The organism is Bradyrhizobium sp. JR4.1 (assembly GCF_040548605.1).
In the GTDB taxonomy this organism is placed as follows: domain Bacteria; phylum Pseudomonadota; class Alphaproteobacteria; order Rhizobiales; family Xanthobacteraceae; genus Bradyrhizobium; species Bradyrhizobium canariense.
Genome location: NZ_JBEPRY010000001.1, coordinates 289,192 through 305,365 on the forward strand (window position 1 = coordinate 289,192; position 16,174 = coordinate 305,365).

The 16,174-nt window shown below is 63.3% G+C and carries 17 protein-coding genes and 1 tRNA gene; 11 read left to right on the forward strand and 7 right to left on the reverse strand.

Annotation, left to right across the window (positions count from 1 at the left end; translation table 11 throughout):
* Positions 1-53: 53 nt before the first annotated feature.
* The gene (locus ABIB90_RS01485; protein WP_007597659.1) at positions 54-269 is read left to right on the forward strand and encodes a type II toxin-antitoxin system HigB family toxin; all 216 of its coding nucleotides are present in this window, start codon (positions 54-56) and stop codon (positions 267-269) included.
* A complete protein-coding gene (locus ABIB90_RS01490; RefSeq protein ID WP_007597661.1) occupies positions 256-636 on the forward strand; it encodes a helix-turn-helix domain-containing protein in 381 nt (126 codons plus the stop codon). The genes ABIB90_RS01485 and ABIB90_RS01490 overlap by 14 nt, the downstream gene beginning before the upstream one ends.
* Positions 637-727: 91 nt before the next feature.
* Here the strand turns inward: ABIB90_RS01490 and ABIB90_RS01495 are convergent, their stop codons facing one another.
* A complete protein-coding gene (locus ABIB90_RS01495) occupies positions 728-1,633 on the reverse strand; it encodes an MFS transporter (protein ID WP_354200002.1) in 906 nt (301 codons plus the stop codon).
* 2 nt (positions 1,634-1,635) lie between these two features.
* A complete protein-coding gene (locus ABIB90_RS01500; protein ID WP_354200003.1) occupies positions 1,636-1,977 on the reverse strand; it encodes an MFS transporter in 342 nt (113 codons plus the stop codon).
* Positions 1,978-2,118: 141 nt separating this feature from the next.
* On the opposite strand from ABIB90_RS01500, the gene ABIB90_RS01505 reads away from it, so the two are divergent.
* Together ABIB90_RS01505 and ABIB90_RS01510 are read left to right on the forward strand one after the other, a co-directional pair.
* Positions 2,119-2,577 carry an Rrf2 family transcriptional regulator gene (locus ABIB90_RS01505; RefSeq protein ID WP_007597663.1) on the forward strand — a complete coding sequence of 153 codons (459 nt, stop codon included), beginning with the start codon at positions 2,119-2,121 and terminating at the stop codon, positions 2,575-2,577.
* A 27-nt stretch (positions 2,578-2,604) separates the two neighbouring features.
* A complete protein-coding gene (locus ABIB90_RS01510; protein ID WP_354200004.1) occupies positions 2,605-3,288 on the forward strand; it encodes a class I SAM-dependent methyltransferase in 684 nt (227 codons plus the stop codon).
* Between the two features lie 765 nt (positions 3,289-4,053).
* Here the strand turns inward: ABIB90_RS01510 and ABIB90_RS01515 are convergent.
* Positions 4,054-4,563, reverse strand: coding sequence for a DUF2867 domain-containing protein (locus ABIB90_RS01515; protein WP_354200005.1), 510 nt, complete (start codon positions 4,561-4,563; stop codon positions 4,054-4,056).
* Between the two features lie 275 nt (positions 4,564-4,838).
* Here ABIB90_RS01515 and ABIB90_RS01520 point away from each other — a divergent pair, with 275 nt between their 5' ends.
* The gene (locus ABIB90_RS01520) at positions 4,839-5,861 is read left to right on the forward strand and encodes an LLM class flavin-dependent oxidoreductase (protein WP_354200006.1); all 1,023 of its coding nucleotides are present in this window, start codon (positions 4,839-4,841) and stop codon (positions 5,859-5,861) included.
* A 30-nt stretch (positions 5,862-5,891) separates the two neighbouring features.
* On the opposite strand, the gene ABIB90_RS01525 is transcribed toward ABIB90_RS01520, so the two are convergent.
* Positions 5,892-6,050 (reverse strand): hypothetical protein, encoded by a 159-nt coding sequence (locus tag ABIB90_RS01525; protein ID WP_354126950.1) that lies wholly within the window; start codon positions 6,048-6,050, stop codon positions 5,892-5,894.
* 447 nt (positions 6,051-6,497) lie between these two features.
* Between ABIB90_RS01525 and ABIB90_RS01530 the strand changes: the two genes are divergently transcribed.
* On the forward strand, positions 6,498-8,792 hold the full coding sequence (locus tag ABIB90_RS01530; protein WP_007597668.1) for an MHYT domain-containing protein: 2,295 nt from the start codon (positions 6,498-6,500) through the stop codon (positions 8,790-8,792).
* Between the two features lie 75 nt (positions 8,793-8,867).
* Here ABIB90_RS01530 and ABIB90_RS01535 read toward each other — a convergent pair whose 3' ends face one another.
* The gene (locus ABIB90_RS01535; RefSeq protein ID WP_354162542.1) at positions 8,868-9,353 is read right to left on the reverse strand and encodes a hypothetical protein; all 486 of its coding nucleotides are present in this window, start codon (positions 9,351-9,353) and stop codon (positions 8,868-8,870) included.
* Between the two features lie 237 nt (positions 9,354-9,590).
* On the opposite strand from ABIB90_RS01535, the gene ABIB90_RS01540 reads away from it, so the two are divergent.
* Together ABIB90_RS01540 and ABIB90_RS01545 are read left to right on the forward strand one after the other, a co-directional pair.
* A complete protein-coding gene (locus tag ABIB90_RS01540; RefSeq protein ID WP_245285951.1) occupies positions 9,591-9,815 on the forward strand; it encodes a hypothetical protein in 225 nt (74 codons plus the stop codon).
* A gap of 264 nt (positions 9,816-10,079) precedes the next feature.
* Complete coding sequence (locus ABIB90_RS01545; protein WP_354200007.1) at positions 10,080-11,486, forward strand: DUF7986 domain-containing protein; 1,407 nt, start codon at positions 10,080-10,082, stop codon at positions 11,484-11,486.
* 80 nt (positions 11,487-11,566) lie between these two features.
* Here the strand turns inward: ABIB90_RS01545 and ABIB90_RS01550 are convergent.
* Positions 11,567-11,643 (reverse strand) — tRNA-Arg (locus tag ABIB90_RS01550).
* Between the two features lie 163 nt (positions 11,644-11,806).
* Positions 11,807-13,306, reverse strand: a complete 1,500-nt coding sequence (locus ABIB90_RS01555) for an ATP-binding protein (RefSeq protein WP_219682512.1) — start codon at positions 13,304-13,306, stop codon at positions 11,807-11,809.
* A 384-nt stretch (positions 13,307-13,690) separates the two neighbouring features.
* Between ABIB90_RS01555 and rpmH the strand changes: the two genes are divergently transcribed.
* From rpmH to yidC, 3 genes are read left to right on the forward strand one after another with little or no spacing between them, the layout of a single operon-like run.
* The gene (gene rpmH, locus ABIB90_RS01560) at positions 13,691-13,825 is read left to right on the forward strand and encodes a 50S ribosomal protein L34 (protein WP_008542748.1); all 135 of its coding nucleotides are present in this window, start codon (positions 13,691-13,693) and stop codon (positions 13,823-13,825) included.
* 28 nt (positions 13,826-13,853) lie between these two features.
* Positions 13,854-14,297 (forward strand): ribonuclease P protein component, encoded by a 444-nt coding sequence (gene rnpA, locus ABIB90_RS01565; RefSeq protein ID WP_354200008.1) that lies wholly within the window; start codon positions 13,854-13,856, stop codon positions 14,295-14,297.
* A gap of 13 nt (positions 14,298-14,310) precedes the next feature.
* Entirely contained in the window at positions 14,311-16,158 is a 1,848-nt protein-coding gene (yidC, locus tag ABIB90_RS01570) for a membrane protein insertase YidC (protein ID WP_354162527.1), read from the forward strand.
* Positions 16,159-16,174 lie beyond the last annotated feature (16 nt).

Sequence of the window (16,174 nt, forward strand, 5' to 3'; positions counted from 1 at the left end):
TCGTGCCCTCAAACCAAAAAAGTCGAAAAACAACCCCATGCACAGTAACCGGCATGAGCGGGATCAATGACTTAGACGGTTACGAAGCATTGATCCGGCGACCAGAACAACGACGACACCACAGCTACGGGGAATTCGTCGCGAACGTCCGGATTGCACCCATCGTTGCAGTCGATTTCGAGAAGAGCATCGTGTGGATCAAGTGGATCGGCACGCACCGGGACTACGACAAGGTCGATGTAAGGGAGGTTCGGCATGGCGGCGACTGAGATTAGGCCAATTCGGACGAAGCAAGACTATGATGGCGCACTCAAGGAGGTGGAGCGCCTCTGGGGCGCGAAGTCCGGCACACCCGAAGGCGACCGTCTGGATGTGCTCGCGACGCTGATCGATGCATACGAGGCCGAGCATGATCCGATGGATCCGCCCGATCCTATCGAGGCCATCAAGTTTCGCATGGAGCAGCAAGGGCTGACCCGGCGGGACCTGGAAGAGATCATCGGGACACGCACCCGCATCGCCGAGGTTCTGAACCGAAAGCGCGGGCTGTCGATCACGATGATCCGCCGCCTCCATGAACGTCTTGGAATTTCCGCAGACGTTCTGATCCGACCGAGCCGTAAAAAGGCGGCGTGACGACTTGCGGATTTTAAGACGCGTTCTTGGCCCGTCGGGCAAAACAGGCGCAGAACGGCATCATCGAACGCATTGGCCATTGCGCGGCGTTTCAAGCCGCATCGGCTCGGAGGCGCGACTGGCGCCCCGCCCAAAATGCGCAGATCGCCAATCCCTGCACCAGCGCCGCGGCAACATAAAAGCCGGGCGTGGCGCCCGTACCGGCCGGAAGCCATTCCCGGATCAAACCAAAGACCGCCGGCGCAAATGAATAGGCGCCTTGCGACATCGCAACGATCAGCGCGACCACACGCGGCACGTCGTCCGGAGCGAATTCGAGCTGCGCAATCAGCGGCGGAAGGAACGTCCCGTTGCCGAACCCGAGGCCGAACAAGACAACACCGAGGATCAACAGCGGAATGTTCGTTCCGGCCGCGGCAATGAATGTGATCGTGCCGGCGATTTGAACGGCGTAGCTGGCGCAGGCAACCAGCCGCCAGTCGATGCTTTCAGGCATGAGCCAGCCCAGCAGCGTCCGGCCGGCGATCGCCATGACGCCGATCAGTCCCACCACCGGCCCAGTCCATTGCGCACCGAGCGCAGGCAGCAGCAGCGAGAAGAGATGTGCGGTCAGGCCGATCTGTGCGAACAGCCCCAGGCTCATGCCAGCCGCGAGCGTCAGGAATTTGCGGTCCCGCCAGAGCGGCGATCCCGGCAGCGGCCGTGCGCACTTCGCCGAGACAGTCTCTTCGGCCGGGGCCGCGCCGTCCGGCATCGATCCGGTCTGCTCCGGCGCGCGCGACAGCACAGTGCTCGCAAGCAGCCACACTACCACGACCAAGATCAGGCCGATGGCTGCTGCTGCAACGGCAAACCCAAGCTTGGCAATGGCCGCAGCCCAGAGCGGCGAAAAGATGATCCCGCCGACATTTGCGCCGTTATAGGCGACCGCGAGTGCCGCGGGACGACGACGGACGAACCAGGGCGACACGATGGCGTTGACCGCGGCCACGCCCATCGTCACCCACCTGCACCACTCAACACCGTCGCGCCGAACAATTGCCACGGCGTCGCTGCTATCGCCCATCCAAAGACGCCGACGGCCAGCGACAGCGCCCCGGCCTTCGTCACAGCCGGAATGCCGAAGCGCCGATAGAGCGTCGGCAGATTGGCCGTCACGATCGATCCCGCCAGGAAGTGCACGGTGACGGCCGTCGAGACCAGGGCCAGCGGCCATCCGTGGGCTTCGCGAATGGCACTCAGGAAGATCGGCGGCCCATAGAAGCCGAACCCCAGGCCGAGAACGGCGAGACCGAACGCCGCGGCGACAACGCGCCATCCATAGAACGTTCCGCTTCGCATCGTCGTCAGCCGCCTGAGCTTTGCGACGAGATTCTGCACAGACCTGGCGGCGCGCAGTTCGCTTCCGGTCGAAGCGTGAGATCGGAAGGCTCGCGCCGAAATCGCTTGACTTGAATGAAATCATGTAACATATAAAGTTACATGAAACGAGACAGTCGATTATCGGGCGTGCTGCACGTCCTGCTGCACATGGCACAGCAGCCTGGTCCCTTCACGTCCGAGACCCTGGCAAAAGCAATGGATACCAACCCGGTGGTGATCCGGCGGATCATGGCCGGGCTTCGGGACCTTGGTTACGTCCGCTCCGAAAAAGGCCACGGCGGCGGCTGGACGTTGGCTTGCGACCTCGCGAAGGTGACGCTGCGCGACGTCTACATCGCGCTCGGCAGTCCCTCGCTTCTGGCGATTGGTAACCGGACGGAGGCGCCGGGCTGCCTCGTCGAACAGTCCGTCAATGCCGCCCTCGATCAGGCGTTTGGCGATGCGCAGGCGCTGCTGCTGTCGCGCTTTGGCGAGGTAACGCTGGCGATGCTGGGCGACGATCTGCGCAAGCGCCTCGGCTCGCGAAAGCTTCAGGGCATGAGCGCGCATGGCGCGTGATTGGCCCATTTCAGCAAGGACGACATCATGACCGACGTTCAGAACGTGTTTTCCGATCCGCAAGCGGTGGCGAGATACACCGAAGGACCGCCACGGTTCGTCCCCGGCTACAATGCCATGCTGTCCATGGCGGCGATCCTACTGGCCGAGCGCGCGCGTGACGATGCACGGATTCTCGTTCTCGGAGCCGGCGGCGGCCTGGAGCTGAAGGCTTTTGCGCAAGCGCATGGAGGCTGGAGCTTCGATGGCGTCGATCCGTCCGCGGCCATGCTGGGGCTAGCGAGGCAAACCCTCGGATCGTTCGCGCCACGCGCGCGTCTTCATCAAGGCTACATCGACGATGCTCCGGAAGGCCCGTTCGACGGCGCCACCTGCCTGTTGACCCTGCACTTCGTCGATGTCGAGGAGCGACGCCGTATCGCCTCGGAGATCCGCCGCCGGCTCAAGCCGCGCGCGCCCTTCGTGGTCGCGCATTTGAGCGCGCCCAATGGCGAGGAGGAACGCCCGCTGTGGCTCTCGCGATACTCCGCGTACCTCGCCGCGTCCGGCGTCGAGCCGGACCAGGCGGCCGCCGCGCGGAACGCCGTCACTAACCATCTGGAAATCCTCGCGCCTGCGCAGGATGAAGCGATTTTGCGGCGGGCCGGATTCTCCGACCCGACGCTGTTCTATACCGGCTTCACTTTCCGCGGCTGGGTCGCCTACGCCTGAGGCGTCACGGCAACACGGGCCGGCGTCAATACGACGCCGGATGCGCCAGGGAGCGTAGTCATAAACCCGATAGCTCGCGAAGTCGGCGGTATCCGTTCTCTCGCGAAACCGGACATGGCAGTTCGCCTTTGCGAGTCAGCACGGGGGCAAAAGCGACGTTGGCGGGATCGAACTGGTTGCGCGACATTTTTATGCAACCTTTGACGGCCACAACACTATATGGAAAGAAGCGGCCAGTCAGGGGTCCTTCCTCACTGTCGCTGAGAAAAGGAAGATGCGCATGTTTTGGATTGGATGCGGACTTATCGCCGCTCTCACATTTGTCGTCATTCCTTATGTGTCAGATGATCAATGTAGAAAACGATGGGAGCCGATGAAACAGAAGGCTTATTGGGACTGGCAGGCCGGGTGCGTGGTGAATGTTGGAGGTGCTCTCGTTCGTGAAGAGAACGTTCAGATCGGCCCCGCGATAAAGTTCAATCCGCCGAGATCGAACTAGGCCCAGCTTTACTTTGCACCAACGCTCATCGGGCAATTACGGACAACCACCCGATTTGCGAGGAATAGGTCAGCCACCGAGAGCGCACGACGACTAAAGAATCCTGAATGTCTGCCTTGGGTCAAAATGCGAAGAATTGAACCTGAGCAGATCCAGTCCGCCTTGCCTCACCAAGCGGACCTCAACGCGATGCGCCGCTATTTTGCTGATGGGCCAGAAGCCGGCTCGTTCGTCGACCGCAGCCAGTCACGACCACCAAAGCATGCTCAATTCTTCGTTGCTCTTGCCGCCTGCTCCAAACTGGCCGGGACAATCACGCGATGAAACGGTGCTATCGTCGCAAGATAGATGCGCCCCAGTCGGTTATGGCAATGCACCACGGTCCCCGCGACCAGCTCGCGCCCATTTGCTGCATCGGCGCGAAGTTGAATGGTGACGCGGAAGTCGAGATGCCGGTCATCCGCGCCCACGACCAACTCCGTCGCAGTCTTTGACAGCACCGGGAAGAAGCCGATAACCGGCCCACGTGCCGCCGCGGCGAGACCGACGGCGCGCGACGATTTGACGGCGACTGCCGCCATCACCACATCGCGGACACGCGTGAGCGCACGGATCCACCACGCCTGTCGCTCAAGCGCGGCGCGTGCCAGCACCTCTACGTCATCGCTGGCGCCCGCCGGCAGTTGAATTGCAAAGGCGTCCAAAAGGTCCGCGCCCGCGTAAAGCGGCGCAAGCACGCTGCTGCTGGGCATGGGTACGGCGCGCGCTTTTGTCATGGGATCAGGTACCGCATGCTGGAGAGGGCTTAGCGCAGCTGGCGTTTCAGACGATCTTGCCGCCGCAGTCCTTTTACATCCCCGCGCTCTGCATCGCAACAATCCTGCGGCGCACCTGTCTCAGTTGGGTGAAAAGGGGCGCTTGCAGCGTTGCCTGCTTCGGTCCGCTTCCCCCTCGAGGAACGGCACTTACGCGTACACGCCTGCCCATGTTGCCATTTTTTTCCTCGATCCGAGGTGTCGCAAACTGTTCTCATCATCCATATGTTGCCTCCATGAAAAAGATCGGATTCCTCTCCTTCGGGCACTGGACGCCCTCGCCGCAATCGCAGACCCGCTCGGCCGCGGACACGCTGCTGCAATCGATCGAGCTTGCGGTTGCGGCGGAAGAGCTCGGCGCCGACGGCGCCTATTTTCGCGTGCACCATTTCGCGCGGCAGCTCGCCTCGCCCTTTCCGCTGCTCGCCGCGGTCGGCGCCAAGACCAGCAAGATCGAGATCGGCACGGCCGTGATCGACATGCGCTACGAGAATCCGCTCTACATGGCGGAGGACGCCGGCTCTGCCGATCTCATCGCCGGCGGGCGCCTCCAGCTCGGCATCAGCCGCGGCTCGCCCGAGCAGGTGATCGATGGCTGGCGCTATTTCGGCTACCAGCCGGCCGAGGGCGAGAGCGACGCCGACATGGGCCGGCGTCATGCCGAGGTCTTTCTCGACATCTTGCGGGGCGAAGGTTTTGCAAAACCCAACCCGCAGCCGATGTTCCCAAATCCGCCGGGCCTGTTGCGGCTCGAGCCGCATGCGGAAGGCCTGCGCGAACGGATCTGGTGGGGGGCCGGCTCGAACGCCACGGCGGTCTGGGCCGCCAGGCACGGCATGAATCTGCAGAGCTCGACGCTGAAGAACGACGAGACCGGCGAAGCCTTCCATGTGCAGCAGGCCGCTCAGATTCGTAACTATCGCGCTGCGTGGAAGGAAGCCGGCCACGCCCGCGAGCCCCGCGTCTCCGTCAGCCGCAGCATCTTCGCGCTGATCGACGATCGCGACCGCGCCTATTTCGGCGGCGAGCGCGGGAGCGAGGACCAGGTCGGCTTCATCGACCCGCGCACCCGCGCGATCTTCGGCCGCTCCTATGCGGCGGAGCCGGATGTGCTGATCGAGCAGCTCCGAGCGGACGAGGCGATCGCCGAGGCCGACACGTTGCTGCTGACAATCCCGAACCAGCTCGGCGTCGACTATTGCGCGCACGCCATCGAGGCGATCCTCACGCACGTGGCGCCGGCGCTCGGGTGGCGGTGAGGCGAATGGTCGATTTGGCGAAGCGCGCTCTCAAAACAAGGCGGCGCTGACAGCCTGTCCGTAGATCATTGCGGCCACGAGAGAGAGCAGCAAGCCCGCGCCCGAAAAGATCACGAGGACTTTCAGAGTTTCGACATCAACGTCGGTTCTCGTCGCGCGGGATATCGCCTTTGCCAGTGCAGCCATCATCGCCAGCTCCGAACAGGCCGCGCGGAGGCACGGCCTGTTCCATCTAGCGTCATTGGGCGCGTTTGCGTGTGAAGCAGATTACAGGTGATCTCGCGTGCTGCACCTCACACCGCCGGCCGAGCCTGCCTGGATCTTACCATTGGTAGCGCGCCACGCCCTTGCCGGCGTAGCAGCGCGTGACGTTGCCCTCGCGTATGACGGGCGGCCGCTCGTCATGCATCTTTTGCGGGAACCGGCCGACTTGCTGCCACCTTTGCGGTGCAGGCTCGTCGTCGGTACTATTCTCAACTGATTCTCGTCTGGCGAGGTACGGATGCCGCGGCCGGTCATCGGCGCCGTCCTGTCAGGCGGAAACGATCTTGGTGCCGAGGATGACTCGGCGTCGTCGGGGGAGGACAATTTGCGGGAACGCGAACGCGAACGTAAGTTCGGCTAGCGTCGGCCGAAATGCATCATCATGCGGCTTTTCACGATCCCGTTCTGGTTGCGTTATCGATTCTGATCGCGGCACTCGCCTCCTATACGGCGTTGGACCTGGCGACCCGAATGCGAGCTGCTTCGGGAAGGGCCCGCCGATCCTGGCTGGTAGCCGCCGCGATCGCAATGGGCGGCGGCATCTGGTCCATGCATTTCGTCGGTATGCTGGCCTTCAGCCTGCCTGGAATCGAGATCTCGTACGACCCATTCCTGACTCTCCTCTCGCTTGTCATTCCGATCGTCGTCGCCGCTGCGGCCTTTGCCGTCGTCGGACGACGGCCACGGGCGCTCCTCGCATCCGGCTTCGCGATGGGACTTGGTATCTCCGGCATGCACTATACCGGCATGGCCGCGATGCGAATGGCGGCCCTCATGGAGTACGATCCCCGATGGGTTGTGCTCTCGATCCTGATCGCGATCAGCGCCTCCGTCGTGGCGCTCTGGCTCGCCTTTCGCAACACCAACGCGGTCCAGCGGCTGTTCGCGGGACTGGTGATGGGCCTTGCGGTCTCCGGCATGCACTACGCCGCGATGGAAGGCGCCATGTTCCTGCCGACGAACATCATGGCCCGGCAGGCAGGACATCTCGGCGTCGGTCAGGCGCCGCTCGCGTTCCTGCTCGCCGGCATCACCATTGTGATCCTGAGCATCGGAATCGCGGCTGCCGTCTATGACAGGGCTTCCGCGGAGCGCGCTCAACGCGAGGCCGACACCCTGAGGCGCAGCGAAGAACGCTTTCGGCTCCTTGTCGAAGGTATCGTCGACCACGCGATCTTCATGCTCGATCCGGACGGGCGCGTGGGCAACTGGAATCTCGGCGCGCACCGGCTGATGGGCTATGGCGATGACATCGTGGGGACGAGCTACACGATCTTTCACACCGAGGAGGATTGCGCGGCCGGGGCCCCGGCGCGCGCCCTTGTTGAAGCCGAGCGGGAGGGGAAGTCTGCAATCGAAGGCTGGCGTGTCCGCAAGGACGGCAGCCGCTTCTGGGCGGAAGCAACGATCGTTGCGGTACGGAACGAGAGCGGCGCAATCGCCGGCTTTGCGAAGATCGTGCGCGACGTCAGCGAAAGGCGACGGGCACAGGATGCGCTGGATCGGGCGCGCGAAGCACTGATGATGTCGCAGAAGATGGAAACCATCGGCCAGCTTACCGGCGGCGTGGCCCACGACTTCAACAACCTGCTCGCAGCCGTTCTCGGCAGCCTCGAACTTCTGAAGAGGCGCCTGCCGCCGGGCGATGCGAAGGTCCAGCGCCTGGTGGACAACGCGACGCTAGGCGCGCAGCGGGGCGCGTCCCTGACCCAGCGTATGCTCGCTTTTGCGCGTAAACAGGATCTCAGGCCGGCGGTCGTCGATATCCACGAATTGGTGCACGGCATGGCCTCATTGCTGAAATTCGAGGCCGGAATTCGTGTCGAGACGCTGTTTCCGATGGACCTGCCGAAGGTGAGGGTCGACGCGAACCAGCTCGAACTGGCTGTCCTCAACCTGGCGGTCAACGCACGTGATGCGATGCCGGGCGGCGGCCTGATTACCATTGCCGCTCGCGAAGAGCGGGGCGATGGCGGCCTTCGGACGAGCGACTATGTTGCGCTCTCGGTGAGCGACACCGGCTGCGGCATGGATGACGAGACCCTCAGGCACGCCCAGGAGCCGTTCTTTACGACCAAAGGCGTCGGCAAAGGCACCGGGCTCGGCCTGTCAATGGTCCACGGACTTGCCGAGCAGTCCGGCGGCAAGCTCGCTTTGAGGAGCCTTCCCGGGGAGGGCACGACAGCCGAAATTTGGCTGCCGATGGCCGGGGAGACCGCGGTGCCTGACCCGCGCGCGGAAGCTCCGGCGCCCGTACCGCGGGCCAGCCGACAGCTTTCCGTACTTGTCGTCGACGACGACCTCCTGGTGCTCGAGAACACGGCAGCGATGTTGGACGATCTTGGGCACATCGTGGTCGAGGCGCGCTCGGGCGACGAGGCACTGGCTTTGCTCCGCCGCACCCGTACCGTCGACCTGGTCGTGACCGACTATGCCATGCCTGGGATGACTGGACTGCAGCTGGCCAGCGCTGTCGCCGCGGAGCGCCCCGGGACGGTCATCCTCCTGAGCACGGGATACGCAGAGATTCCCAGCGACGAACGATCCAGCCTGCCGCGATTGTCAAAACCATTCGACCAGGCTGCGTTGGCGAAGGCCATCGAGGCGGCAATGCGCGAAGACGAGCCAACCGGATCCATCGTCGCCTTTCGGCCGAAGAGCGCGTGAAAGCCGGATGATGAATGGCGCACGCCGCCTGCGCGCGGTGCGGTCCCGGTTCGGAGACTCCAAGGCAATGGTCCATCAAATCCCGCCGGGAAGCTCGACGCCCGCTTCCGTCAGGTCACGGAGGAATTTCCGCACCAGGAGCATGTTGGTTCTCTGCAGCTCGTGATTATTGCCGAACTTGAACTGATTGGCTTCGGTCACGATCAGTCCATGGTCGGTCTCGCGGAAAATGCCTTGCTTCTTCAAGCGATCGGCGCGCCGCCGGACGGTTTCGATCGGCAGACCGAAAAAGCGGGACAGGGCGGCACGGGAAACGCCCTGCTTGATCTTGTCCGGCTCAACCGCCTGGATGCTGCCAAATTGCCGGTCCAGTTCGGGGTTCTTCATGATCTTGAGAACGTTCGCGTTCAAGACCGCATGAATGATCATCAAGTCCAGCGGATCGAAATCGTAGTGGCGGAACATTTCGCTGGCTGCGCACAGCATGTAGGCCAACGAGTGGCGGGAGACGGTTCGGATCAAATCCGCCGCGATGTCCTCGTCTTTCGCCGTACCAACCATGGCCAGTGCCCGCTTCTACGGATGTCCGGTCCGACGTCCACAAGTCGGTTGCAAGCCAGTTATATGTCTCCCTGGCGCACCGCGTGAGGCAGGACCGGTCTGCTGTTTCCCCCAATATGGGTATGGTCGCGGTTCCATCGGGTCAATAGCTGGCTTGTCGGCAACATCATTTTCACCGATACGAGGTTGAGTTGCCGGGCGCGCAATTGGCGCGTGCCAATTGTAGTCATGGGCCAAATGACATTTATCATCGAAGCTATTAAAGACGACTGCCGCACCGTGGATTTCCGTGACAGCGCGATCGTTGCGGTGATCCTGGCCCGCAAGCACGCGGTGAATGGTTTTGTGGTTTCGATCACGGCTCCGAACGGGCAGCTTTTTTTCGCCGATCAGTTCAACCTTTTGCTGACGAGCAAGGGGCTCGGTTCGGATCCGACGGCGCAGGAAGTTGGGCGGCGCTAAAGCGGGCCTTGTTCGCGTAGGCTTGGAACCGGTGCAATCAATTGCAGCGGCTTCGGTGAGCGGTGCGAGCAGGCATCGTCGGCGCGCACGCGGCCCTGGCGTCGCAGGGCCAGTTCGGGTGCCAAAGAAATTCGTTGATCGTCGTTTCGAAAAATCCAGTTCCGGATCGAACAGGTCGCGCGGGCCTGCTAAACTCCGGCATGGCCGCGCTTACGCGGCGACCGGGAATTCCGGGATGCGAGCAGGGACATGGCCAGCAAGCACGTGCTCGAAGGGTTGATAAGGTGGTCTACGCGCGATCGATGGGCCGATCGGTTCGACTGGGTCCTTGAAGGTCACCTTGTCCCCACCTGCGAGGAAACCGGCATCGAGATCGAGCAGATCGCTTCGACCATCGGCGAAGACCTGTTCATGAGCACCGTGTGGGCCTGCGCTTTCGAGGACTTCCTGACCCGTGAATTCGACGGCGAGAACGCGACGGATGACTATCTCAAGCGCCGCGGCTGGAAAGAATCCGCATCGATTCGCAATTACATGGCCGCGCTGCGGAAATCGACGATGAGCCTCTATGAGGTCAGCGACATCGTCCCCGACACTTCGTTCCTGGCGCGCGACCTGCTTCGCGACGCCGAACCGGTCCTGGTCAGCGAGCGGAGCGCGACCCGAAGCCTCAAGCCATGGGACCGCATTGCCGCGCGCGTGGTTCATGTCGGTTCGCGGTCGCAGATCGGTGGCGGCTTGCTGGTATTCGACCACGAGACATCGGAACTTTTGGTCGCGGCCGTTCGGAAGCTGGAGTCGCTGAGCAGCGAGGAAGAGCGAGAATTGGCGGAAGCGAACGGATACGAGTTCGACGAGGACCGATTCTCGGATCTTTCTCCCACCGACAGGCTCCGCGCAATCACGCCCATGTTCACCACGTTCTGGCTTGTCGACGCCATCGACCGAATTCAGTCACCGAGAATTCCCGATTTGCGGAACGCGGAAGGGGACGAGGTGATGCTGTGCGAGGCGCGCTTCCCGCTCGCCGCCCGCACCACGGGGCGTGACATCCGAGCGGCGTTGGAAGCACGTCCGGAGTTTCGCGCCACGAGCTCGAAGTCATGGAGCTGGGTTGGCGAAAACAGAAGCGCAGCCAAGCCCGCCGCCGCACCAGGGCACGACGGATCATCGCGGAAACAGCTGACCTTCGAAACATGGTCCGACGAGGACAGGCTCGTGCTGGGCGATATACGGCTGGAGAGCAAGACGTTGGTGCTCAATACCAACTCCGAACAGCGCTGCAGCCGCGGATGCGCACTGCTGTCCGACGCGCTCGGCGGACGCCTGCGCCACCCCTCGGTCAAGACGGAATCGATCGAGCAGGTCATGGTGTCGCGAGAGTCTGCCATGCCAAATCAGCTCGATATCCCTGAGGACGAGCAGCGTGCCATCGTCCATGACTACATGGACCGGCATTACCGTGACGTGCTCGATCAACCGGTTCCCGCGCTCGACGGGCAAACGCCGCGGACCGCGGTGAAGACGGAGGGCGGACGGATGAAGGTCGTCGAGTGGCTCAAGCTCATGGAGAACCGGACGGCGAAGCACGCCGATCCAGATAATCCGATGGCGAGCTACAATTTCGCGTGGCTATGGACAGAGTTGGGTCTCAGTGAGCGGAGGGAGTGAACGAACCGGGCAATGACCGCTGCGCTGGGCCGCTGAAGGGGGCTTCGATCCGCGTGACCAGGCGACAGTCGGTACCGAAATGGCGCGCCCGGAACGATTCGAACGTCCGACCCTCAGATTCGTAGTCTGATGCTCTATCCAGCTGAGCTACGGGCGCGTTTTTCGCTGACAGTGCGGGCGTGGCCCGCAGGCAGCCCCCGGCGACGCCGGAGGGGTGCGAAAGAGCGCTCTGACTAACCGCTCTTGCCCCAATTGGCAAGGTCCGGATTGGGGAGATTTTGCAGGGACATGACGGTTTCCGCACTCGGCCGCCGGCCGACCTACGCCCGCGCCCGCTCGTTGCGGACGGAGAGCAGTTCCACGGGGCGGTCGGGGATGACGATCCGGAAGGTGGCGCCGATGGTGCCTTCGACCAGATGGATGTCGCCGCCATGGGCGCGGACCAGCTCGGCGGCGATGGCAAGGCCGAGGCCGCTGCCGCCGGGGCGGCCGGAGGTCTGGAACGCCTCGAACAGGTGATCGCGGGTCTTCTGCGGCACGCCAGGGCCGGTGTCGGAGACCTCGATGATGGCGACCGCGCCCTCGCGTTTTCCCGTGATCCGGATCTGCTGCGCGCCGCCCTCGGCGGACGCATGGCTTTCCAGCGCCTGGGCGGCGTTGCGGACGAGGTTGAGCAGCACGCGAAACAGCTGGTCGGGATCGGCGTCGACCGCGAGCCCGCGCTCAATCGCGGCGACCCAGGCGATCGAGGCGTCGGAGGCAAGGCCGGCGGTCTCGCGCACCTCCAGCACCACAGGCTCGATCATGATCATGCGCCGGTCGGGCGCGGCTTCCTGAGCGCGGCCGTAAGACAAGGTCGACTGGCAGAAGGCGATGGCGCGCTCGAGCGAGCGCACGAGTTTTGGCGCAAAGCGCTGCACCCGCGGATCCGGCACGCTGGCGAGCTGGTCCGACAGGAGCTGCGCCGAGGCCAGCAGATTGCGCAAATCGTGATTGATCTTGGAGACGGCGAGGCCGAGGGCGGCGAGCCGGCTCTTCTGGTGCAGCATCGACATCAGGTCGCGCTGCATGTCCGACAATTCGCGCTCGGCAACGCCGATCTCGTCGCTGCGCTGGCTCGGCACGATGATCCCCGCCGAACTCTCGGGATTTTCGTGGAAGCCGACCAGGCTCGCAGTCAGCCGCCGCATCGGGCGCACGAAGAGATAATGCATGGCGAGATAGACGAGGCCGGCGGTCAGCACCGCGATGATCAGCGCGACCACCACGACGTTGCGGGAGAAGCGGTACATTGACTGCCGCAGCGGCAGCTCGTCGGTGACAATCTCCATGAACTGGGCGTTGCCGACGCCGGGCCCGACGATCCGGATGGCCTGGTTGCCGGTCTCCAGCATCATCCGGAACGAGCCGGTGATCGCCTCCCACGCCGTCATGTCGCGCAGGTCGATGTCGTGCTCGATGGCCGCGGGCAGATTGTCGCTGGCGAGCAGACGGCGCTGCTGGCCCATCTTGATGGCGACGGCGCGCGCATTGATGCTCTTCAGGATCTCGCGCGAGAGCGAATCGGGGACCATGCCGAGCGGCGCCGCATCGAGCACCAGCGCCGCCGTGTTGGCCGCGGCGACGCGGTCGTTGAGCCGGTTGACCCAGAAGTTGGCGATGGCCGGCACGTAGAGCAGGATGGCCGCGATCATCACCAGGGGAACGGTGAGCAGCAGCAGCTTGCCGGACAGCCCAAGCCCGCGCGTCCCGCGCGGCAGCGCCGCCGGCGGGTCCCGCTGATCCCCATCCTGGATCGGCTGGAGGTCTGTCGCTGCCACGAAATTCGCCCTCGCTGCCTTTACCGGATGAAAGATATCGCCGGGTGAAGGGTTTTGGCGCGTATCAAGATGCGGCCCGCCCCCAGCGCGGTCAAATTACAGATCGTCAATCTGCCAAGGTCGGATGTAAGCGCAGATCTGGCGAGTCGCTACCTCAAGGGTTAAAAACCCCGCACGGACAGCGATATTCGCCCGAATTGAGCTCTTGTGCGGCGTTGACGAAAAGAAGGCGCTCGCATATAAGCCGGCCAATTGTCCGCGATGACCCGGTGTGACCGCCGGGAGCGGCTCTCTTGGGGCCGAAAAAGGCCCGTTTTGGGCAGCATCTTCCGGACTTTATCATCAATTCTACAGGCAAATTGCCCGGTCAGCGGAGAAAAACCCGTGAAGCGGACTTATCAACCCAGCAAACTGGTGCGCAAGCGCCGTCACGGCTTCCGTGCCCGTCTCGCCACGGCCGGCGGCCGAAAGGTGCTCGCCGCCCGCCGCGCCCGCGGCCGCAAGCGTCTGAGCGCCTGAGCCGGACCCCCTTTTTTGGGATTTCATCATGGATCGGCTGAGGCAGCGAGCGGATTTCCTCGCCGTTGCCAATGGCGCGCGGGTGAATAGTCCCGCGTTCGTCCTGCAAAGCCTTGACCGCCGAAGCCTTGACCGCCAAAACCTTGGCCGAGACGATAGCGGCCCGATCCGGATCGGCTTCACCGTCACCAAAAAGAACGGCAACGCCCCCCAGCGCAATCGCATCCGGCGCCGGCTTCGCGAACTGGTGAAGCGGCTCGACCCGATGTCGATGCAGCCCCATCATGATTATGTGCTGGTCGGCCGAAGGGACGCGCTCTCGCGCGACTTCGCCACCATGCTCGACGATCTGCGCATAGCGTTCGCGAAGCCCGCGCGGCATACGCACAAGGGACGCGGCTCAAAAAGCAGCCCAACAACCGACGGCTTAAAGCCCGGCCCCGCTCCTGCGACCAGCCGCAAACCGGATTGATGACGAGAGAATGATGACCGACAACCGCAATACCATCCTCGCCGTCATTCTGTCGGGCTTCGTGCTGATCGCCTGGCAATATTTCTACAACATGCCGGCGATGGAGAAGCAGCGCGCGCAGCAACAGGCACAGGCCGAGCTGCAGAAGACCACGCCGCAGCCAACGGCTTCCGCGACGCCGGGCGCCACGCCGCAGGCCGGCAGCACGGCCCAGCCGTCGACGCCGAGCGCGAACCAGCAAGCCCAGCCGGTCCAAAGCCGTGACAGCGCGATTGCAGCGAGCCCGCGCGTGAAGATCGAGACGCCGCGGATCGCCGGCAGCATCTCGCTCAAGGGCGGCCGCATCGACGATGTCGCGCTGGTGCAATTCCGCGAAACGGTCGACCCGAAGTCACCGCCGATCATTCTGTATTCGCCCTCGGGTACCGCGGAGCCCTATTACGCCGAGTTCGGCTGGGTGCCGGCGACGGGCGTGACGGCGAAACTGCCGGACGCGCAGACCGTCTGGAAGCAGGACGGCAGCGGCAGCCTGACGCCAACCACGCCGGTGGTGCTGAAATGGGACAATGGCGAAGGCCTCAGCTTCCGCCGCACCATCGCGGTCGACGACCACTACCTCTTCACCGTCAAGGACGAGGTGAGCAATGTCGGCAACGCGCCGGTCACGCTCTATCCGTTCGCGCTGATCTCGCGCCACGGCACGCCGCAGGTCTCCGGCTACTACATCCTGCATGAAGGCCTGATCGGCTATCTCGATGGCTTGCAGGAATACGCCTACAAGAAAATCGACGAAGCCCGGACGGTGAACTTCAAGGCCACCAATGGCTGGCTCGGCATGACCGACAAGTACTGGGCCTCGGCGCTGCTGCCGGACACCAGTGCGCAAATTCAGGCGCGCTTCTCGTCGAACCCGAGCGGCAACGTCCACACCTACCAGACCGATTATTTGCTCGATCCCGTCACTGTCGCGATCGGCGGCTCCGCGACCGCGAACGCGCGGCTGTTCGCCGGCGCCAAGGAAGCCAGCGTCGTCGGCATCAACTTCCCGCTCGCCGGCCATGGCGGCTACAACAAGGAACTCGGCCTCAACCATTTCGATCTGTTGATCGACTGGGGCTGGTTCTACTTCATCACCAAGCCGATGTTCCTCGGCCTCGACTTCTTCTACCGCTTCTTCGGCAATTTCGGCATCTCGATCCTGCTCGTGACCGTGATCGTGAAGCTCCTGTTCTTCCCGCTGGCGAACAAGTCCTACGCCTCGATGGCGAAGATGAAGTCGGTCCAACCGCAGCTTCAGGCGCTGAAGGAGCGCTACCCTGACGACAAGGTGAAGCAGCAGCAGGAGATGATGGAGATCTACCGCAAGGAGAAGATCAATCCGGTCGCCGGCTGTCTTCCCGTGGTGATCCAGATCCCGGTGTTCTTCTCGCTGTACAAGGTGCTGTTCGTCACCATCGAGATGCGGCACGCGCCGTTCTTCGGCTGGATCAAGGATCTTTCCGCGCCGGACCCGACCAACCTGTTCACTCTGTTCGGGTTGATCCCGTTCGATCCGACCACTATCCCGGTGTTCGGCCACTACCTCGCGCTCGGCATCTGGCCGATCATCATGGGCATCACGATGTGGTTCCAGATGAAGCTGAATCCGACGCCGCCGGATCCGACGCAGCAGATGATCTTCAACTGGATGCCGCTGATCTTCACCTTCATGCTGGCGGGCTTCCCGGCAGGCCTCGTGATCTACTGGGCCTGGAACAACACGCTCTCGGTGCTGCAGCAGAGCTTCATCATGCGCCGCAACGGCGTGAAGGTGGAGTTATTCGATAATCTCAAGGCGACGTTCGCGAAGAAGGCGACGTAGCGGTCGTCATTGCGAG